This is a genomic window from Bradyrhizobium sp. BR13661, assembly GCF_029892425.1.
In the GTDB taxonomy this organism is placed as follows: Bacteria; Pseudomonadota; Alphaproteobacteria; order Rhizobiales; family Xanthobacteraceae; genus Bradyrhizobium.
Map to the genome: position 1 here is coordinate 343,272 of NZ_JARXWB010000001.1, position 22,379 is coordinate 365,650.

10 protein-coding genes are annotated in these 22,379 nt (G+C 63.7%); 3 read left to right on the top strand and 7 right to left on the bottom strand.

Annotated features, from left to right (window positions below; all coding sequences use genetic code 11):
- Positions 1–3 precede the first annotated feature (3 nt).
- The 7 genes from M2427_RS01640 to M2427_RS01670 form a co-directional block, all read right to left on the bottom strand.
- Entirely contained in the window at positions 4–660 is a 657-nt protein-coding gene (locus tag M2427_RS01640) for a response regulator transcription factor (protein WP_348521906.1), read from the bottom strand.
- A gap of 53 nt (positions 661–713) precedes the next feature.
- Complete coding sequence (ccmI, locus tag M2427_RS01645; RefSeq protein WP_280704327.1) at positions 714–2,042, bottom strand: c-type cytochrome biogenesis protein CcmI; 1,329 nt, start codon at positions 2,040–2,042, stop codon at positions 714–716.
- A complete protein-coding gene (locus tag M2427_RS01650) occupies positions 2,039–2,542 on the bottom strand; it encodes a cytochrome c-type biogenesis protein CcmH (protein WP_280704328.1) in 504 nt (167 codons plus the stop codon). Before M2427_RS01650 ends, ccmI begins: the two co-directional genes overlap by 4 nt.
- Positions 2,539–3,075, bottom strand: a complete 537-nt coding sequence (locus M2427_RS01655; protein WP_280704329.1) for a DsbE family thiol:disulfide interchange protein — start codon at positions 3,073–3,075, stop codon at positions 2,539–2,541. The genes M2427_RS01650 and M2427_RS01655 overlap by 4 nt, the downstream gene beginning before the upstream one ends.
- Before the next feature lie 9 nt (positions 3,076–3,084).
- A complete protein-coding gene (locus tag M2427_RS01660; protein WP_280704330.1) occupies positions 3,085–5,067 on the bottom strand; it encodes a heme lyase CcmF/NrfE family subunit in 1,983 nt (660 codons plus the stop codon).
- A gap of 405 nt (positions 5,068–5,472) precedes the next feature.
- Complete coding sequence (locus M2427_RS01665; protein ID WP_280704331.1) at positions 5,473–6,978, bottom strand: ankyrin repeat domain-containing protein; 1,506 nt, start codon at positions 6,976–6,978, stop codon at positions 5,473–5,475.
- Positions 6,965–8,272, bottom strand: a complete 1,308-nt coding sequence (locus M2427_RS01670) for an NAD(P)-binding domain-containing protein (protein ID WP_280704332.1) — start codon at positions 8,270–8,272, stop codon at positions 6,965–6,967. The genes M2427_RS01665 and M2427_RS01670 overlap by 14 nt, the downstream gene beginning before the upstream one ends.
- 413 nt (positions 8,273–8,685) lie before the next feature.
- Here M2427_RS01670 and M2427_RS01675 point away from each other — a divergent pair, with 413 nt between their 5' ends.
- The 3 genes from M2427_RS01675 (at position 8,686) to M2427_RS01685 (ending at position 22,340) form a co-directional block, all read left to right on the top strand.
- Positions 8,686–9,534: a pyridine nucleotide-disulfide oxidoreductase gene (locus M2427_RS01675; protein ID WP_280704333.1), complete on the top strand. Its 849-nt coding sequence runs from the start codon at positions 8,686–8,688 to the stop codon at positions 9,532–9,534.
- 15 nt (positions 9,535–9,549) lie between these two features.
- Positions 9,550–10,908, top strand: coding sequence for a cytochrome c3 family protein (locus M2427_RS01680; protein ID WP_280704334.1), 1,359 nt, complete (start codon positions 9,550–9,552; stop codon positions 10,906–10,908).
- Positions 10,909–11,309: 401 nt separating this feature from the next.
- The gene (locus M2427_RS01685) at positions 11,310–22,340 is read left to right on the top strand and encodes a hypothetical protein (RefSeq protein WP_280704335.1); all 11,031 of its coding nucleotides are present in this window, start codon (positions 11,310–11,312) and stop codon (positions 22,338–22,340) included.
- Positions 22,341–22,379: the final 39 nt, after the last annotated feature.

Below are 22,379 nucleotides of genomic sequence, written 5' to 3' on the forward strand. Positions count from 1 at the left end.
TTCCTACCCCATGCGGTACCCCATCCCCCTGATGGTGCGAATGGCATCGCGTCCAAGCTTCTTGCGCAGCCGCGCGATATAGACTTCAACATTGTTCGAATCGCGAAAATCGTTGACGGAATAGACATGATCGAGCAGCTCGTTTTGCGAGACGATCCGTTCGATGCGGTGCATGAGATATTCCAGGATACGCATCTCGAGCGCCGTAAGCTCGACGGTGCGGCCGCCCTTCATCACGCGACCGAGCGCGGCGTTCAGCTCGATATCGGCGTAGCGGATAGTGGGATCCGGCTTGCCGGTGGAGCGACGCAGCAGGGATCGAATGCGGGCGATGAGCTCCTGGGGCTGAAAGGGCTTCTCGAGGTAGTCGTCTGCCCCTGCGTTGAGACCATTGACACGTTCGACCCATCCGCTTCGGCCCGTGAGGATCAGAACCGGCAAATTCCGACCAGCGTCCCGCCACCGCCGAAGCACGTCGAGCCCGGAAATCGCCGGCAAACCGAGATCAAGCACCGCAGCGTCGTAGGTCTGCGTATCGCCAAGCAGCCAGCCCTTGTTGCCGTCGCTTGCGAGGTCCGCGACAAATCCCGCCGCGGTCAGGTTGGCTCTGATCCGCTGGGCGAGCGTCGCCTCATCTTCTATGACAAGGATACGAATGATGTCACCGCTTGATGGCTACTTCTTGTTGTTGACCGCAGTACTCTCGTGAGGGATCAGGGCGCGATGCCAAGTTGCCCCGCCGCATCGACGATACGCTGGTATTCCGGCCGATCCTTGCTGAACTGAGTGAGCGCGCGCTGCAGCGTTTCCTTCGCCTGCTTGGCCTCACCGAGGACCATGCGCGAGCGGATCAGCTTGATCCAGCCTTCGGCATCGTCCGGTGATTGGTCAAGGCGGCTGGCGAGACCGTCGACCATGCTCCGGATCATCGCCGTGCGGTCCTGCGGCGTCATGCCTTCGGCTTTGCGGACGTCGTCGGCACTCGGTCCGCGCGGCGCGGAGGGCGCCTGCCTGGCTTTCTCGGATTGGAGGAAGTCCTGCAAGGCCGCTACCGAAAGGTCCGGCGTTGAGCGGAATGCCGGGGCGGAGGCGTCGCCGAGCTCCTTACGGAGATCTGTCACGCGCTGCCGGAGTTCGGTGAGCCATGGTTCGGAGGGATCTGCAGCTGCAAGCAGGTCATTCCAGTCGGCCAGCGCAGCCTGCTTGTCTCCTGCCTGCTCCTTCGCCAAGCCGACAAAGAAACGAGCGCGTGCATCCTTCGCGTCGATGAGCAACGCTTGCTCGAAGTCGGCCTTGGCCTCCGTCGTTACGATTCCGTCGGCAGCGCGCACGAGAGCCTCGCCGCGCGCGCTCCGATAGTCGGCGGAGGCGGGGCGCAGCTCGATGGCCTTTGCATAGGCGTTGGCGGCATCGGCGAAACGCTCAACGCTGAAATAGGACCAGCCGAGCATGCGCCAGCCCTCAGGATCGGCTGCATTGCGTTGCAGTCTCGCTTGCAGCCGTTCGATCATCTCCTCGACCGGCGGCAGATTGGTCTGGACTTGTCCTCCGGTCGTGGTGGTCGGCTGATTGGCCGTTGTGATCTTCGGTGACTTCGCCGTGGGCGAGGCAGAATTGGCGGCCGCCGCGCTCGACGCCGCGGCGACCGGCCCCTGATCGGGTGCGGTCTGGGAAGGACCAGCCGGCGGCAGCTCGGGACTGCCAACGATAGCGTAGAGCAGAATGGATCCGAAGATCACGATCGCGGACACGGACGTCACGGCGAAGTTGCGCTCGGGACGACTGAGGACTTCTGCAGTCGGCGTCTCGACGCCGCTGGCAACGAGAATTCGTCGCCTTATCTCGGTATCGGCACTCTCTGCCTGGGTCTTGTCGATCAGCCCCTGGGCGAGCTCAATCTCGACCTCCTTCAACTGATCGCGATAAACCGCGAGATTGGAAGTTGCTTGCAGTCGCGTCCGCTCACGGCTGCGGATGAAGGGAGCCGACAGCAGTACGGCGGCCGCAGAAATCATCGCCGTCAATACCAGCCAAAGGGTCATCCAGCACTCCGTTCACCGAGAATGGCTTCAATCCGTTCGCGTTCGTCATCCGTCAGCAGCGTGGCGACCTCGTTCGTCTTGATCTCGCCCGCCGCATTCCTGACATATCGTCCGAAGCCCAGGGCAGCGAGGACGAGGACTAGCAGCGGTCCGATCCAAAGCAGCGCCGTATTCAACTGCATCGGCGGCTTCAGCAGCACGAAGTTGCCGTAGCGCGCGACCAGGAAGTCGATCGCCTGCCGGTCACTGTCGCCGGCCGCCAACCGGTCGCGCAGCAGGACCCGGAGATCATGCGCCAGCGGGGCATTGGAGTCGTCGATGCTTTGGTTTTGGCAAACCACACAGCGCAACTCCTGGCTCAGCACGCGCGCCCGCGCCTCGAGCGTTGGGTCTTGCAGCATCTCGTCGGGCGTCACCGCTCGGCAGGGAGCAGAGAGCGACATCAGCACGAGCACCAAGATGCCTCCGCTCAACAGGGCAATACGAGGGGACAAAGTCATGAGCCGCTCCGCAGCGTGTTCAGCAGGGGTTCGAATTCGCTGTGCCAGACGTCCTCCGTGAGCGGTCCGGGATAGCGGAAGCGGATGCGACCGCCGCGGTCGATGACGAAGGTTTCGGGAACGCCGGTCACGCCGAGATCGATTCCGACGCGCCCGGATTCATCGAGGCCCACGCGGGCATACGGGCTCTTGTTGCTCTGCAGCCAACGCGCAGCATCGCGCTGGCGGTCCTTCCAGTTCAACCCGACGATCCGGATGTCGGACCGTTCGGCAAGCTCGATGAGCGTGGGATGCTCGTATCGGCATCCAGGACACCATGACGCGAAGACGTTCAGCAGCGTGATGCCGCCTTTCAGATCCTGGTCGGACAGTCCGGCGTTGCCGCCATCGAGTGCCGCGAGATTGAAGCTGGGAACGGGCTTGTCGATCAGTGTCGAGGGCAGCCTGCGGGGATCGTTGGTCAGGCTGTAGGCGAAGCCCGCGACCAGGAGCACGAAGACCGCAAGCGGAGCCGTGCGGGAGAGAGGCGGCATCTTGGTCTCCTATTGCGCGGGAACGACGGCGAGCGCCGGTACGGAGCGCTGTGGCGCGCCGACCCGAAGCCTTCGATCCGCCAACGACACAAATCCGCCCAGCGCCATGATCAGCGCGCCGATCCAGACCAGCGGCATGAACGGGTGATAGTAGAAGCGCACCGCCCACGCTCCCTTGCCGTCGGGATCTCCCAGCGTGACGTACAGGTTGGAAACCAGGTTGGTGCGGATTCCAGCCGCCGTGGTCTGCTGCTGGCGTACCGGATAGAAGCGGCGCTCGCTATAAAGCTGGGTGAAAGGACGCCCCTTGCGCGCGATCTCGAATGTGCCTCGTTCCGCTTCGTAGTTGGGTCCGGGGACAGGACCGACGGAGCGCAGCCGCACCTCATAGCCGGAGAGGTGTAGGCTCTGTCCGGGGCGCAGCATCTCGATCCGTTCGGTCGCCCATGACGACATGCCTGTGATGCCGGCAACGGCAACCCCCATGCCGGCGTGCGCAAGCACCAGGCCGTAGACCGCGAGCGGCGTCGTGCGCGCGAGTCCGAGTGAGGTTGCCAGCGGTGCGGATCCCAGGCGGATTCGATGGATCAGCACCGCCAGAGAGCCGACGACGAGCCAGCCGGCGATCGCCATGAAGAAGGCTGCGAGCCAGGCGTGGCCGAAGCTCAGCGTCAGGACGGTTGCGGCGACAAGCAGGCCCGCCAGCGCTGCAAGTCTCAATCGACCGAGCGCTGCGCGGAAACCATCGCGCTTCCATTTCAGCACGGGACCGATCGCCATGACGATGAGCAGCGGGGCCATGATCGGCACGAACGTCCTGTTGTAGTAGGGCGGTCCGACCGAGATCTTGTCGTTGCCGAGCGTGTCGACCACCAGCGGATAGAACGTGCCGAGGAACACGGTGGCGGCTGCGGTGGTGAGCAAGAGGTTGTTGAGCGTCAGGCCGCTCTCGCGGCTTACCGGCGCAAAGGCGCCGCCCTGCTTGAGGAGCGGCGAGCGGATCGCGAACAGCGTCAACGCGCCGCCGGTCGCAATCAGGATCAAGGCCAGAATGAACGCACCGCGGGCGGGATCCTGGGCGAACGAATGCACGCTGGTCAGAACCCCCGAGCGCACGAGGAACGTACCGATCAGGCTGAGAGAAAAGGTCAGGATGCCAAGCAGGATGGTCCAGCTGATCAGCGCGTTGCGTCGCTCCACCACGAGTGCCGAATGCAGCAAGGCCGTGCCGGCGAGCCAGGGCATGAACGAGGCATTCTCGACCGGATCCCAGAACCACCAGCCGCCCCATCCGAGCGTGTAGTAGGCCCAGGCGCTGCCGAGCGTGATACCGATGGTCAGGAAGCACCAGGCGGCGAGCACCCAGGGCCGCACCCAACGGGCCCAGGCCGCATCGACCTTACCGTCGATCAGTGCGGCGACCGAGAAAGAGAAGGCCATCGAGAAGCCGACATAGCCGAGGTAAAGAAATGGAGGATGGATTGCGAGCCCCGGATCCTGAAGGATCGGGTTGAGGCCGTTGCCATCCGCCGGCGGATCGGCGAGCCGCGTGAACGGATTTGACGTCGCGACAATAAAGACCAGAAAGCCCAGACCGATCATGCCGTGGACCGCGAGCACGTTGGTCAGCAGTCGATCAGGCAGATTGTCGCCGAACAAGGCGACGGCAGCGCCGAACACCGCAAGAATAAGGACCCACAGCAGCATGGATCCCTCGTGATTGCCCCACACGCCTGAGACTTTGTAGAGCAGCGGCTTCAACGTATGAGAGTTCGCAGCGACCACCTGGACCGAGAAATCGGAGGTTACGAATGCGTAGGTCAGGCAGGCGAACGCGGTCGCAATGAAGAGAAATTGGGCAACAGCGGCGTGGCGCACGAAGGACGTAATCGCAGACTCGCGGCGTCGCAGCGCCACGAATGGTACGAATGACTGCGACAGTGCAACGAACAGCGCGAGAATTAGCGCGAAGCTTCCAGCCTCTGCTGCCATTCCTTTGTCCCCCAAACAATGATCTGCAGCAGCAATCGACGTTGATTGCTACGCCACCCACCTATGACTGAAGATGCGAATTGAGGCATTAATAGTTCGACATTTCGTCATGATGCCGAAGGCATTTCAGCTTGCGTTCAGGAAGAGATGGCTGCGATCGTTTCGCAAGAAGGGAGGCGCAAGGCGGCCAAGGGTAGCGGTAAAATCGGACCCGAGCGCCTTGTGGGAGCGTATGTAGCTGCAGCAATGTACCAATTTTCCGGCCGCAGAACTGCGATGCATTCTCAGCTGCGCGAGAAGCGTGCCGGCGCGGTACGCTGAGTTCGGTGGCCGGTGGCGTGGCCATGTGTTTTTCACAGAGGCAGTTGGCGAGATAGGTGCAGATCGCAGCGCACACCACGCGAATCAATCGAGCAGTTTTTTGATTTCCGGATGACCGGACATCTCCGCGATATCCGCAGCAGTCCTTCGCTTCTTGTTCTTGAGCCCCTTGTCCGCCCCGGCTTCGATGAGGAGCTTGGCAATCTCGGGTCGTCCCTCGTGCGCGACCATCATCAACGGGCTCAAACCCTGACTGTTGCGCACATTGGGGTCGGCGCCGCGATCCAGCAATCTGCGCACGACATCGATCATGCCGGCCTGGGCCGCCAGGAGTAGGGGTGAGTTGCCGTTTGCGGTCGTTCGTTTCGGATCGGCGTCATGGTCGAGCAGGATAGCGCAAAGCGGCGCGTCGTGATGTTCCAGCGCCCGCAGGAAAGGGGTTGCGCTATCGGCGTCCGCATGGCGTGCGCTGGCGCCCGCGCGCAGGAGCACCTCGGCCGCAGCGACGTTGGCGCGATCCACCGCGTACCAGAGCGCCGTTCGTCCGTGCTTGTCGGTCGCTTCGATCGATGAACGATCCGCAACGAGCAGCTCGATCACGGACTGCGGGCAGGAGGTCGTCGCAACCATCAGGGCGGTTCGATCGTCGCTCGATGAGGGCGGCGTGTCCGATCGAAGAAGCTCCGCGATTGTTTCGCTGTTGCAACTGCCGACCGCGGCAGCCATGGCGGTTAGTCCGGTCGCAGCGCGGACAGAAACATCCGCGCCCTTTGCAAGCAGCGCCTTGACGATCGGCGCGTGCCCGCCTTGTGCGGCGAGGATCAACGCAGTCTCGCCGGCGCGGTTGCGGCCATTCGAATCTGCACCGGCCGCCAGGATCAGCTCGGCCAGCTCGGTTCGGCCGGCGGCCGCGGCGATTGTGAGCGGGCTGTCGCCGTTATCATTTGCGGCGTTCACGTCGGCTCCCGCCTCGATCAGCTGGCGAGCGGCGGTGACCTGCCCGCGCGTCGCCGCGTCGATCAGCCCCGATTGGCCATTGCGTGAAGCTGCCTCGGGTGCGGTGTTCAGGGCTGCATTGGTCGCGGTCCGGCCAGTTGAGATCTGGGCCGGCGCGGTTGGCCCGCGTGGTGGAGAAGGTGGGTGCGCCGTGATGTCGGCGAGCTGTCTCGCCGCAGGCCGATAGCCGGCGGCTGCCGCCTTGCGCAGCCATTCCTGCCCCTGGACGCCGTCATACGGCACGCCTCGCGCTGCGAGATACATCAGTGCCAGATTGTACTGGCCCTTGGCGTGCCCCTTTTCGGCGCTCAGCTTCATCCATTTGAACGCAAGCGCCGGATCCGGCTTGGTCCCCAGGCCGGAGCGGTAAAGTGAGGCCAGGCGATATTGAGCCTCGGCATTGCCCGCGAGTGCTGATTGCTCGAGCAGCTTGAGCGCCTCATGGTAGTGTCCCATGCGAATGGCGCCGTTGGCGGGCTGAACGCCGCGATCGCGGTTTGCGTCTTGCTGGGCGGACGCTGGGCGAGAGGCTGAACAGAGCACCAGCAGAATGGTCAGCAGGCCGGCGGAGAGGACGCTTCTAGGCTGTGCCATATTTTGTCTCGACCTTGATGCCGATGCTTTCGAGAAACGGGGTGGGCAGGATGCCGCCAACGCAGCCGATGACCGCGTCGTTCTCGAGCGTGCAGGTCTCTTCGCCAAGCTTGACGTCGACGTCATCTAGTCCGATTCGTTGTATCGACGAGTTCAGCATGACGTTCAGCCGGCCCGATTCCTGCGCATCGGCAACCCGGTCGCGGTTCTTCAGCTTGGCCCGGTTGAACGATCCGCTGCGGTGGGACAGTGTCACCACGGTATCCGGCTGATCCGCGACGGCGCATGCGGCCTCCAAGGCGGCGTCACCTCCGCCAACCACGAGGACGCGCTGTCCGCGATATTGCTCGGGATCGATGAGGCGGTAGACGACCTTCGACTGGTCCTCGCCCGGGACGTCGAGCATGCGCGGCGTTCCGCGGCGGCCGATGGTCAGCAGCACGGCACGTGTCTTGTACACGCCACGAGCCGACTTCACCTCGAAGCAGTTGCCCGCTGCCGCGATGGTCTCGACGCGCTCTCCCTCATTCACCTTGAGACCAATCTCGGCCGCGATCTTTTCGAAAAGTCCGACCAGCTCTTCCTTGCTCAATTCAGTGAAGTTGAACTTTCCGGCTAGCGACAACGTAAACGGCGCGGTCATCACCAGCTTGCCGCGGGGGAAGTGTGTGATCGTGCCGCCGAGCGTATCCTGCTCGAGCGTCACGAAACGCATCTTGTGCTGCATGGCCGCAAGGCTGGCTGAAAAGCCGGCTGGACCGCAGCCGACGATGACGAGATCAAGTAGGCCCGGCTCCGAGGTGGAAGCAGCGACTAGCTTGCGAACGGAATCGATCGCCTGGCGGCCTTGCTCGATCGCGTTGCGGACCAGGCCCATTCCTCCCAGCTCGCCTGCAATGAAGATCCCGGGTACGTTGGTCTGGAAGTTTTCGTCGACGTTGGGAATATCGATTCCCCGGGTCGCGGTGCCGAAGACGAGGGTGATGGCATTGGCGGGGCAGGCTGCCTTGCAAGCGCCGTGGCCGATGCAATGCGACGGCTCGACCAGCTCGGCCTTGCCGCCGATGAGCCCCAAAATGTCTCCCTCCGGACAGGCCCGCACGCACGATCCGCAGCCGATGCATTTCGAAGGATCGATGACCGGATGGAGCGAAGCCGGCTCCATCATGCCGGCCTCCTTGGCCGCGGACAACTTGGCGAGACTATGTGCTTCGCGCTTTCGGCGCGTCGCGAGATAGGCGGCCCAGACGCCGACCATCGGCACTGCATAGACAAGGATGGTATCAAGGGCCATCGGCTGGTGTCCCGGTATTGTATCGAACCTCAGCCGCGTTGCTGAGCTCGTCGTTATGGTGCGTCGAGACCGATCTCTCCGTCGCCTCGCGTCGTGCGGCTTTCGAAATCGGCAGGCAGCGTTCTTACGACAATCCTCTTCTCGAGAAGCCGCCGGCGATCCGCAAAATGCTCGAACTCCGTTGGCAGGACGTTAAGGACGCGCGCTCATTACAACCTTAATCAAATCGTCGTGGAGGAAATAAGACTCAACCATGCAGTACGCGTGGCAGCGAGCAGGGCGACTTTCAGCTGACGTTCAGGATCGGCTGCAAAATTCCAGATATCCTGTTGGCTGATCAGGAATCATCCCGAACATCTCTAGGACCAGTCGTACGTCGCATGGGGAGAGGAGAATCGGTCGCAGCCTATGTCATGAGCCCGATCACCCAGATGCTGCCGGCGATCACCGCTGTGGCGGTGCTCGGGGTGATCGTCGCGGGATGGCTGCAACGTGGTGAGGAATATCTGGTGCCGGAGTCCGGTCCCGGATATTGGCTCGGAATCGGCGGCAGTATGGCGATGCTGTCGCTTCTCGTCTATTCCCTTCGCAAGCGATACAGGGCAGCGCGGATCATCGGATCGGTTCGCTTCTGGTTTCGTACGCATATGCTACTAGGGATCGCTGGCCCGGTCCTCGTCCTGTTTCACACGAATTTCAAGCTCGGTCCGATGAACAGTAATGTCGCTCTGTTTGCGATGCTGCTGGTCGCCTGCAGTGGGATCGTCGGGAAATATATCTATGGCAAGATCCACATGGGTCTTTACGGGCACAAGGCGAGGGTTGAGGAAATCCTGGCTCAGGCCGATGAGCTGAAACGCGAGCTTGGCGAGGAGCTCAAGGCAGCCGAATTCGTCTCGCGGGAGCTCAACGCGTTCAGCAACGAGATCAAGGGCAAGACGCCGACAACCGCCATCGGCAGCCTGTGGTTTGGTGCGATCATTGCCGTGCGTGCGCGCGCGCTCCGTCACCATCTGATTGCCGAGGCCAGACGTCTGATCCGTATCGAAGGCAAGGCTCGGGGATGGTCATGGTGGCAGCGACGTCAAGGGCTCAGAAAGATCACGCAGATTGTGCGGCTCTATTCGGCGGCGGTGATCAAGGCCGCGGAACTCGGCTTCTATGAACGGCTGTTTGCGTTATGGCACGTCCTGCACTTGCCGCTGTTCTTTCTGATGGTGGGGACCGGGATCATCCATGTTTGGGCGGTCCACCATTACTGAGGGGAGAGGCAAGTGATGCGACGACGCGCTGTGCTCCTGGCGATCGCGGGTCTCGCGACGCTGTGGCTGGCGATGCCTGCATCCGCCCAGACCCTGCTCGAACGGCTGGTCATGCCGGGGCCGCTGGTGGAGGGACACGCAAAGCTGGAGGCGGAGTGCTCGAAATGTCACGAGCCGTTTGCGCGACATTCCCAGTCCAATCTATGTCTCGATTGCCACAAGGAGGTCGCTGCCGATCGGAGCAATCGCACCGGCCTTCACGGGCGAGAGCGTGAGGCCGTCGCGGCGCCATGCCGCCAATGTCATTCAGATCACAAGGGACGTGAGTTCGACGTCACGCAGCTTGACCGGGAAACGTTCAATCACGATCTCGCCAACTATCGGCTGGTCGATTCTCATCGAAATGTGCCATGCACGGGCTGCCATCTCGAGAAGGTGAAATTCCGCAAGGCGCCGTCGGTCTGTTTCGAATGTCACAAGAAGTCGGATCCGCACCGTGGGAGGCTCGGCGAAGCCTGCGACAATTGCCACGGCGTGGTCAAATGGCGCGACACCAAGCCGTTCAATCACGACAGGACCCGTTTCGCACTGGAGGGAGCGCATGCAAAAATCGCGTGCGCGACCTGCCATGCCGGCCAGGTCTACAAGGACATGGGGACGAGCTGTGTCTCGTGTCATCGCCTGCAGGACGTGCATGCGGATCGCTACGGCGCGCGCTGCGAGACGTGCCACGATCAGCTCAGATGGGCGAGTGGGCGCTTCGATCACGACAAGACGAAGTATCCGCTGCGTGGCGCTCATGCCAAGGTCAAATGCGATACTTGCCACACCGGATCGCTGTACCAGGACAAGCTCGCAACAAGCTGCGTTTCCTGCCATCGCAAGGACGATCCCCATCGCGGAAAGCTCGGCCCACGGTGCGAGACCTGTCATGGAGAGGTCGACTGGCGCAAGAGCGTCTCGTTCGACCACGATCTCACGCGTTTTCCTCTGGTCGGACTGCACGCGCAGGTCCCCTGTGAGGAGTGTCATCGTTCTCCGAGTTACAAGGACGCGCCCGTGGCCTGCGAAAAGTGCCACGAGGACTTCCATCAGGGGCGGCTCGGTGGCCGTTGCGCGACCTGCCATAATCCGAATGGATGGGCCCGCTGGCGTTTCGACCACGCTCGCCAAACCAAGTTTCCGCTGACAGGCGCGCATCAGAAGGCCGCTTGCGAGAATTGCCACAAGGCCAAGTCTCCGCCATCGCTCAAGCTGGCGACTGACTGTTACAGCTGCCATCGGGGCGTCGACCCGCATTACGGATCGTTTGGCCGTGACTGCCAGCGCTGCCACAACACGGCGGAGTGGCGCAGGCTCGATCTGAAGAGATGATGGTGCGGCTGACCCGCGAGCCTTTCGCGACACAAGCCGCAGCAAATAGCTGAATCGCTCCGCACATTTCAGCTGCCGTTCAGCTCCGTCAATTTTCCGGCCAGCTTTCAGGTCTCTCTCAGATCGGTCGTCTAGTTGTCGGGTGACCGGATCACCGCAGGAGATTCGATCACCTGCTGCGCGCGTTGGGGACGCGCGGCTGTCGAGGCGAAGGAGCGTTCGAGGCGCGGGTGGCGGGACTCTCAGGAAGCCGCCCGCAGAACTGAGTAAGCGTAGAAGTGCTGGCTGATGCCTTGCGGCGGGCTTTTGCGATTCCGCCGATGAGGTCTCGTGTGCCCAATCAGTGGCCTTCATCCGCGGTCCCGGTGAGCGTTTCAGTTGAGTTGTTATTGGAGAAGGGGTTGGCTGAGTGCCTTAGTCATCTGACGCGCTTGATGCGTCGCGCGCGCGCCGTGCTGTTGGGCGCCGCCGTCGCTTGCCTGCTCGTCGTCGGCGGCTTGCACCATGCTCTGGCACAAGGGAGCTCGTTCGATCACTTCGCCACCGGCTTTCCGTTGACCGGCAGCCACCAAACAGTCGATTGCGGTTCATGTCATGGGTCGGGACGCTTCAAGGCAACGCCGACCGCCTGCGTCGGCTGTCACAACGGGGCGCAAACCTCGGGGAAACCGGTCAACCATCCGAGAACGAGTCCGCTCTGCGGGGTCTGTCACCAGACCACGCGATGGAACGATATCCGCGTCATCGACCACACTCAGGCAACTGACACCTGTGCGGCTTGCCACAACGGCACGATGGCGCGCGGCAGGCCGTCAAATCACATGCCCACCGTCGCGCCGTGCGAAACCTGTCACAAGACCACGGCGAGCTTCGCCCTTGCGACCAGAATGGATCACACGGGAATCACCGGTGGTTGCGCGACGTGTCACAACGGAACGACTGCCCTTGGCAAGCCGGCCACCCATGTGCCGACCGTCATGCCTTGCGAGACCTGCCATACCAGCACGGTCAGCTTCGCCATCGTCACGAAGTTCGATCATACGGGAATCACGTCCGGATGCGCGAGCTGCCACAACAACGTGACGGCGCTCGGCAAGCCGGGCAATCATGTGCCGACGAACCTGCCCTGCGAGACCTGTCACGCGAGCACTGTCAGCTTCGCGGGAGCAATCTACCGGCACAAGCCGTCGGATACGAATTGCACGAGCTGTCACGACAACGTCGTTGCGTCGGGCATGGCGACACCGCCGCATATCCCGGCGCGCGGCGTGCAATGCAGCCAATGCCACACCAACACGGCGCCGAGCTTCACATCATATACGATGAACCATGCGGCGGTGGTCGGCACCCGGTGCGACTCCTGTCACAACGGCAGCTATACCGCCGAGGGCAGCAAGGGGGCCTTCGGCACTGCCCAGCATCCAAATCATGTCGCGACCAGCGGCCAGGACTGCGTGACCTGCCACGCATCCGCCGCCAACAGCTACATCAGCTGGTCCGGGGCGACGTTTGTTCATCAGGCGGCCGATACCAATTGCGCGAGCTGCCACAATGGGGCGGTGGCCCTGGGCCAGACAACCCCACCGCATGTTCCGATCGGCGCGGTTCAGTGCAGCCAATGCCACACGAATTCGGCGTCGAGCTTCGCGACCTACAACATGAATCACGCGGCGGTATCCGCGAGCCGCTGCGATAGCTGTCACAACGGATCGTTCGCGAACGAAGGCACGGCGGGAGCGCAGGGCAGCTCGTCCTTCGCCAACCATGTTGCGACCGGCGGCCGCGACTGTATCACATGTCATGCCAGAGCAGCCGCGAGCTTCACGAGCTGGAGCGGCGGCAAGTATCTTCACGCCGCCTCGGATACGAATTGCTCCTCGTGCCACAACGGAGCGACGGCGCCCGGAATGACCACGCCGCCGCACATCCCATCAGGCTCGGCGCAGTGCAGCAACTGCCATACCAACACGGCATCGAGCTTCGCGACCTACACAATGAACCATACGGCGGTCACCGCGGTCCGCTGTGATGCCTGCCATTCGGGAGCGTATACGGGAGAAGGCAGCAAAGGCGCGTTCGGCACCTCGTCCTATCCGGGACATATCGCGACGGCCGGTCGCGACTGCGCAACCTGCCATACCAACGCGGCCCCCGCTTTCGCGAGCTTCGCCGGCGCTGTGTATGTGCATCTTGCGACCGACACCAACTGCTCGTCTTGTCACAATGGGACCACGGCGACCGGCAAGGCAACAAGCCATGTTCCTGTGGGCACCGTTCAATGCAGCAGCTGCCACACGAGCGCGGCGGTCAGCTTTGTCGCCTACACGATGAACCACGCATCCGTGAGTTCGAATCGCTGCGACAGCTGCCACAACGGGTCCTATGTCGGCCAAGGCACCAAAGGTGCGTTGGGAAACTCGTCGTATCCCGGACACGTCGCGACCAACGGACAAGATTGCATCACCTGCCACGCCTCCGCGACCGCGGGCTTTGTCTCCTGGGCTGGGGCGGTCTACGTGCACCAGCCGAGCGATACGAATTGCGCGAGCTGCCACAACGGTACGATTGCGACGGGGAATTCGACCCCGCCGCACATTCCGGCGTCCGGAGTTCAGTGCAGTGGCTGCCACAGCAACACCGCGGCGAGCTTCACCTCCTACACGATGAATCATGCGGCGGTGAGCGCCAGCCGTTGCGATTCCTGTCACAACGGCTCCTTCACCGGCCAGGGGACCAAGGGCGCGTTCGCGACGACGGCCTATCCCGGCCACGTCTTCACCGCGGGGCGCGATTGCTCGACCTGTCACGCGAGCGCGATGACGAGCTTCTCGAGCTGGGCAGGCGGCGCCTATGTGCACGCCGCGTCGGACACCAATTGCGTGAGCTGCCACGACGGGCTGATGGCGACCGGAATGACGACGCCGCCGCACGTGCCGTCGGGATCCACCCAGTGCAGCAACTGTCACAGCAATACGGCGGCGAATTTTACCAGCTATACGATGAACCACAGCGCGGTGAGCGCGCTGCGTTGCGACGCCTGCCACAACGGCGCCTATGGCAGCGAGGGTAGCAAGGGCGCGTTGGGCACGGCATCATATCCGGGGCACGTGCCGACCAACAGTTGGGATTGCGCGACCTGCCATGCCAAGGCGGCGGCGAGCTTCACCAACTGGTCGGGCGGCTCATACGTCCACGGAGCTTCCGATACCAACTGCGTGAACTGCCACAACGGGAAGACGGCAACCGGTTTCACGACACCGCCGCACGTTCCGACAGCGTCGACCCAGTGCAGCAATTGCCACAGCAACACGGCCGCGAGCTTCGTCAGCTACACCATGAATCATGCTGCGGTTGCCACGGTCCGCTGCGATGCCTGCCACAGCGGGTCGTTTACAAGTCAGGGCTCCAGCGGCGCCCAGGGGACCGCGTCTTATCCCAATCATGTCGCCACGGCTGGACGCGATTGCGTCACTTGTCATGCCAACACCGGTTTCACCAGCTGGGCCGGCGGCCTCTATGTCCACCAGGCGAGCGATACGAACTGCAACTCCTGCCACAATGGGAGGACGGCGACAGGGTTGACCACACCGCCACATATTCCGACCGGAACGATCCAGTGCAGCAGCTGCCACAGCAATACCGCCGCGAGCTTTGCGAGCTACACGATGAACCATACCGCGGTGGCGGCCACGCGGTGTGATTCCTGCCACAACGGATCTTATGCGGGCGAAGGAACGAAGGGCGCCTACGGCACGACATTCTATGCCGGACACCTTCCCACCAACGGCAATGATTGCGCGACCTGTCATACCAAGGCGGCGAGCGGCGGATACGTCACCTGGGCCGGCGCCGTCTACGTGCACCAGGCCGGCGACGTCAATTGCGCAAACTGCCACAACGGCACGATTGCGACAGGACACACGACGCCCCCGCATGTGCCGGTCGGCACGCTCCAGTGCAGCAATTGCCATACCAACACGGCGCAGAGTTTCGTCACCTATGCGATGAACCACGCCGCCGTCAGCGCGAGCCGCTGCGACAGCTGCCACAATGGATCCTTCGCAAGTCAGGGCAACATGGGCGCCTACGGCACGGCGAATCATCCGGGCCATGTGGCCACCAACGGTCAGGACTGCATCGCCTGCCACGCCAAGGCCGCAACGGGGTTCACCAGCTGGGCGAACGGCACCTATGTGCACCAGGCCTCCGACACCAACTGCATCGGCTGTCATGGGGGAGGCGCAGCCACCGGGATGGCCACACCGCCGCACATTCCCTCAGGAACGGTTCAGTGCAGCAACTGCCACAGCAACACCGCGGCGAGCTTTGCGACCTATACGATGAACCACGCGGCCGTGAGCGCCGTGCGCTGCGACGCGTGTCACAACGGATCATATACGACCGAGGGTGCCAAAGGCGCGCAGGGAACCGCCTCTTATCCCAATCACGTTGCGACCAGCGGGCGAGATTGTGTCACCTGCCATGCATCGGCGGCCGCGAGCTTTACCGCATGGTCGGGCGGTACCTATGTGCACCAGCCGGCAGATACCGCCTGCTCGACCTGCCACAACGGGAAAACGGCGCTCGGACTGGCGACGCCGCCGCATGTGCCGGTCGGGACCGTTCAGTGCAGCAACTGCCACGTCAACACCGCCGCAAGCTTCGTCACCTACACGATGTCGCATGCGGCGGTGGGCGCGAGCAGGTGCGATTCCTGCCATAACGGCTCGTATACAGGCGAAGGAAGCAGGGGCGCGCAGGGCACGTCCTCGTTCACGGGACATGTTGCGACCAACGGCTGGGATTGCGTCACCTGTCACGCGACCGCGGCGACAGCCTTCACCAGCTGGGCCGGCGGCAAGTATGTCCACCAGGCCGGTGATACCAATTGCTCGAGCTGCCACAACAACACGACCGCGCTCGGCATGACGACGCCGCCGCACATTCCAAGCGCAACGGTGCAGTGCAGCCATTGCCATACCAGCACGGCGGCGAGCTTTACGACTTACGCCATGACGCACTCCGCCGTGAGCGCGATGCGTTGCGACGCCTGCCACAATGGTTCCTTCGCCAGCCAGGGCAGCAGCGGCGCGCTCGGGACCGCAGCCCATCCGAACCACGTCGCAACCGCGGGGCGCGACTGCGTCACCTGCCATGCAGCCGCCGCCGCGAGCTTCTCGAGCTGGGCAGGCGCGACCTACAACCACCAGGCAGCGGACACCAATTGCTCGATCTGCCACAACGGCAGCAATGCGCTGGGCTTGACAACACCGCCCCACATACCGTCAGCAACCGTTCAGTGCAGTAACTGCCACACCAGCACGGCGACGAGCTTCGTCACCTACACGATGAATCACAGCGCGGTCAGCACGATGCGCTGCGATGCCTGCCACAACGGCTCGTACGCGTCGGAAGGTACGAAGGGCGCTCTCGCGACCACGGCCTATGCCGGCCACGTCGCAACCAGCGGGCGGGACTGCGTCACGTGCCACGCATCGGCGGCTGCGAGCTTCACGGCATGGACGGGCGGTACCTATGTGCACCAGCCCGCGGACACCGCCTGCTCGAATTGCCACAACGGAAAGACCGCGCTCGGGCTGACCACGCCGCCGCATGTGCCCGTCGGCACGGTTCAGTGCAGCAGCTGCCACGCTAACACCGCCGCAAGCTTCACCGCCTACACCATGTCCCATTCGGCGGTGAGCGCGAGCCGGTGCGATTCCTGTCACAACGGCACCTACACAGGCGAAGGAAGCAGGGGCGCGCAGGGCACGGCGTCCTTCTCCGGACATGTTGCGACGAACGGCTGGGATTGCGCGACCTGTCACGCGAGTGCGGCGACGACGTTCTCGAGCTGGGCCGGCGGCAAATACACCCACCAGGCCGGCGACACCAATTGCTCGAGCTGCCACAACAACACGATCGCGCTCGGCATGACGACGCCGCCGCACATTCCAAGCGCAGCGGTCCAGTGCAGCCATTGCCATACCAACACGGCGGCGAGCTTTACGACTTACGCCATGACGCACTCCGCCGTGAGCGCGTTGCGTTGCGACGCCTGTCACAATGGATCTTTTGCCAGCCAAGGCAGCAGCGGAGCGCTCGGCACCGCAGCCTATGCGAACCACGTCGCGACGGCCGGGCGCGACTGCGTCACCTGCCATGCGGCCGCCGCCGCGAGCTTCTCGAGCTGGGCCGGAGCAACCTACAGCCATCAGGCGGCGGACACCAATTGCGCGAGCTGCCACAACGGCACCAATGCGCTCGGCATGACAACGCCGCCGCATATTCCGTCGGCCACCGTTCAGTGCAGCAATTGCCACACCAATACCGCGGCGAGCTTCGTCACCTACACGATGAGCCACAGCGCGGTCTCTACGATGCGCTGCGATGCCTGCCACAATGGCTCATACACGTCGGAAGGCACCAAAGGTGCCTACGCGACCACGGCCTATGCCGGCCATGTCGCGACTGGCGGGCGGGACTGCGCCACGTGCCATGCGACTGCCGCGAGCAGCGGCTATGTCAGCTGGTCCGGGGCGATCTATTCGCATCTGCCGACCGATACCAACTGCGCGAATTGTCACAACGGAACGACGGCGACCGGCAACACCACGCCGCCGCATATCCCGGCGACCAATATCCAGTGCAGCAATTGTCACACCAGCAGTGCGGTCTCCTTCGTCACCTACACCATGAACCATGTGGCGGTGAGCGCGGCGCGTTGCGATTCGTGCCACAACGGCTCCTTCGCGGCCGAAGGCACCAAGGGCGCGTACGGTACGGCGAACTATTCCGGCCACGTTGCGACCGGAGGCCGCGACTGCGCCACCTGCCACGCGACAGCGGTGAGCGGTGGCTACGCATCATGGGCCGGAGGCACCTATCCGCACCAGCCGACCGACACCAATTGCGCGAGTTGTCACAACGGGACGACGGCGACCGGCAACACCACGCCGCCGCACATTCCGATGACCGGCGTCCAGTGCAGCAACTGCCACAGCAATACCGCGACGAGCTTCATCTCGTACACGATGAACCATGCGGCGGTGGGTGCGGCGCGGTGCGATAGCTGCCACAATGGATCGTTCACGAGCCAGGGCGCCAAAGGCGCGTACGGGACGGCCAGCTATCCGGGGCACGTCGCGACCAGCGGCCGAGACTGTGCGACCTGTCACGCCTCGGCGGTGAGTGGCGGTTATGCCTCCTGGACCGGCGGCACCTATGCGCACCAGGCTAGCGACACCAATTGCGTCAGCTGCCACAACGGCACCTCCGCGCTCGGCCTGACCACGCCGCCGCATATTCCGACCGGTTCGGTCCAGTGCAGCAACTGTCACAGCAACAGCGCGGCGAGCTTCGTCAGCTACACCATGAACCACGCGGCGGTCGCCGGCACGCGATGCGACGCCTGTCACAACGGCTCATATGCAACCGAGGGCACCAAGGGCGCGCTCGGCACATCGAGCCGTCCCAACCACATCGCGACCGGCGGTCGCGACTGCGTGACGTGCCATGCGAGCGCGGCCTCGACCTATACGAGCTGGGCGGGCGGCGGATATGTGCACCAAGCGACGGACACCAACTGCTCGAGCTGCCACAACGGCTCGACTGCACTCGGCTTGACGACACCGCCGCATGTTCCGGTCGGCGCGGTCCAGTGCAGCAACTGTCACACCAGCACGGCGGCAAGCTTCGTCAGCTATACGATGAACCACTCGGCGGTCAGTGTCAGCCGCTGCGATTCCTGTCACAACGGCTCCTATGCATCCGAAGGCACCAAGGGAGCGCAGGGAACGGCATCTCGTGCGAACCACGTCGCGACGGCCGGGCGCGACTGCGTCACCTGCCATGCGGCCGCCGCCGCGAGCTTCTCGAGCTGGGCCGGAGCGACCTACAGCCATCAGGCGGCGGACACCAATTGCGCGAGCTGCCACAACGGCACCAATGCGCTCGGCATGACAACGCCGCCGCATATTCCGTCAGCCACCGTTCAGTGCAGCAATTGCCACACCAATACCGCGGCGAGCTTCGTCACCTACACGATGAGCCACAGCGCGGTCTCTACGATGCGCTGCGATGCCTGCCACAATGGCTCATACACGTCGGAAGGCACCAAAGGTGCCTACGCGACCACGGCCTATGCCGGCCATGTCGCGACCGGCGGGCGGGACTGCGTCACGTGCCACGCATCGGCGGCTGCGAGCTTCACGGCGTGGACGGGCGGCACCTATGCGCACCAAGCCACGGACACCAATTGCATCAGCTGCCATAACGGCAGCACCGCGCTGGGGCTGACCACGCCGCCACACATTCCGACAGGCTCGGTCCAGTGCAGCAACTGCCACAACAGCAGTGCGGCAAGCTTTGTCACCTACACCATGAACCATGCGGCGGTGACCGGCACGCGCTGCGATGCCTGCCACAACGGTTCGTATGCGACCGAAGGTACCAAGGGTGCGCTCGGCACGTCGAGCTATCCCAACCATATCGCCACCGGTGGCCGCGATTGCGTGACCTGCCACAGCAGCGCTGCTTCGACCTACACGAGCTGGGCCGGCGGCGGATATGTGCACCAGGCGACGGACACAAACTGCTCGAGCTGCCACAGCGGCAGCATTGCGCTTGGCCTGACCACACCGCCGCACGTTCCGGTCGGGGCGGTCCAGTGCAGCAATTGCCACAGCAATACGGCCGCAAGCTTCGTCACCTACACGATGAACCACACGGCGGTCAGCGCCAGCCGCTGCGATTCCTGCCACAACGGCTCCTACACGTCGGAAGGCACCAAGGGCGCGCAGGGAACGGCGTCCTATGCCAATCACGTCGCGACCGGCGGCCGGGATTGCATGACTTGTCACGCCAGCTCGACCACGAGCTTTGCGAGCTGGTCCGGCGGAACCTATGCGCACCAGGCAGCCGACACCAACTGTCGCACGTGCCACAACGGCAGCATCGCACGCGGTCTGACCACGCCGCCGCACATCCCTACGGCCGGCGCCCAGTGCAGCAATTGTCACACCAGCTCGGCCGTCAGCTTCGTCACCTACACGATGAACCATGCGACGGTGAGCGCGAGCCGCTGCGACGCCTGCCACAATGGCTCCTACACGTCGGAAGGGACCAAGGGGGCCATGGGCACCGCATCCTATCCGGGGCACGTCGCCACTGGTGGACGCGACTGCATCACTTGCCACGCCGGCGCCGCGACCAGCTTCGCGAGCTGGTCCGGAGGCGCGTACATCCATCTTGCCACCGATACCAACTGTGTCGGCTGCCACAACGGTGCCACGGCGACCGGAATGACGACGCCGCCGCACATTCCGACCGCCACCATCCAGTGCAGCAATTGCCACAACAATTCGGCAACAAGCTTCACGACCTACACCATGAGTCATGCGGCGGTGACGGGCTCGCGCTGCGATTCCTGTCACAGCGGTTCCTACACCTCGCAAGGTACCAAGGGCGCCTACGGCACAGCCTCCTATGCCGGCCACGTTCCTACCAATGCCAACGACTGTGCCACCTGCCATGCCAAGGCGGTGAGTGGCGGCTATGTGAGCTGGGCCGGCGGCACCTACGTCCATACGGCGGCCGACACCAATTGCTCGTCTTGTCACAACGGCGCGACCGCAACCGGACTGACCACGCCGCCGCACATTCCTGTGACAGGAATCCAATGCAGCAATTGCCACACGTCGAGTGCGACGAGCTTCACGACTTATACGATGTCCCATGCGGCGGTTCATGCCACGCGGTGTGACTCCTGCCATAACGGCGCCTACAGGAGCCAGGGCAGCCAGGGTGCGCAAGGGCCAGATCACAGCGCCAAGACGCAGGATTGTGGTTGCTGCCACGTGAGGTCGACCACGAGTTTCTCGAGCTGGAGCGACCCGCAGCAGCCCGCAGCCGGCTGCGTCACCACCGCGAAAACATTGGTCCCCGCCAAACAGACCAGGCTCGCCACGATGACCAAGTCGATCCAATCCGTCGTCACGCGAACGATCTCCGACGTGACCGCGATGGTGCGCTCGGCGGCCTCGAAGCTTGGAGGCGCCGCGCCGCAACCGCCTCATCAGACGGGCGTCGCTGCAACGCCCAAGACTGCGCCGACACCCACGCCGGTGCCGACGGCTGCCCCCGCGCCCACGATGCGCGCCGCGGCTGCGCAGAATCCGGCCAGCACGCTCCTGTTCAACAACAAGCCGGTGTCGACCTCGACCTTCGTACCGGGGGCCAAGCCGGCCGATCCCGCCGCGGCGCTTGCTCCTTCGACGCAGGCCAAAGCGAATCCGGCCGCGTCAAACTTCACCAAGGTTGCGCCGGTCGGACCGAGCGGCACGTCCAAGCCCGGCGTCGCGGCGTCAGCGCCGGCGGTTCTCCCGCCGTCGGCCTCGGCGCCGTCCCCGCTCGCGCAAAATTCGGCCCAGGTTCCCAACCCGGTACGAAACATGTTGCCTCCCGCCATCGGTCCCCCGGCCGCGACCGCGCAGAATTTCGGCTCGCCATCGCCGGCTGCAGGGAACGGAGCGACGGGTCCCTCAGCTCTGGGATTGTCCGGCAGGTTCAACCACGCGACCGCGCGAGGACCATGTGCCACATGCCATAACGGCCGCGATGCAGCCGGCAAGCCGGCGCGGCACGTCGTCACCAACGCGCCGTGCGAAACCTGCCACAAGAGCACTGTCACCTTCGGCGGCGCCAAGTTCACGCACAATTCCGCGACGGCCGCATGCGCCTCTTGCCACAACGGCACAGTTGCTGGCGGCAAGCCGCCGAAGCACGTCCCGTCCAGCGCAGCCTGCGAATCCTGTCACAAGAGCACGACGACGTTTGCCGGCGCACGCTTCAATCACCTGGCGGTGACGGCAACGTGCGCGAGCTGCCACAATGGGACGATCGCCGTCGGCAAGCCGCCGAAGCACGTGCTCACGACGGCCGCATGCGATAGCTGCCACAAGAGCACGGTGTCCTTTGGCGGTGCGCGGATGGATCACAGCAACGTCACCGTCCCATGCGCCAATTGCCACAACGGGACGAACGCCCAGGGCAGGGGCCAAAAGCACTTCGTTACGACCCAGCCTTGCGACAGCTGTCATCGCACCAGCAGCTGGACATCGGTGACCTACCGCCATGCATCGGCGACGTATCCAAATCACGGCGCGACGATTGCCTGCGGGAGTTGCCACACCAGCAACGCGCAGGTCGTGCCCTGGAAGCTTGCGTCCTACAAGCCCGACTGCGCTGCGTGCCATGCCGCCGAATTCAGGCCGCAGCAGCACATCAAGGCCGCCAAGCCCGTACCGGTCTACTACACGGCTGCCGAGCTCAAGGACTGCGCCGGTGCCTGCCACCTGTACGCGGACAAGTCACTGACGGCGATCCTGACACGCCGTCCCAAATCACATCGTGTCAACGGAGGCGGCTGGTGATCGCATACGCTTCCAATAGGCTTCGCCTGAGATCTGCTT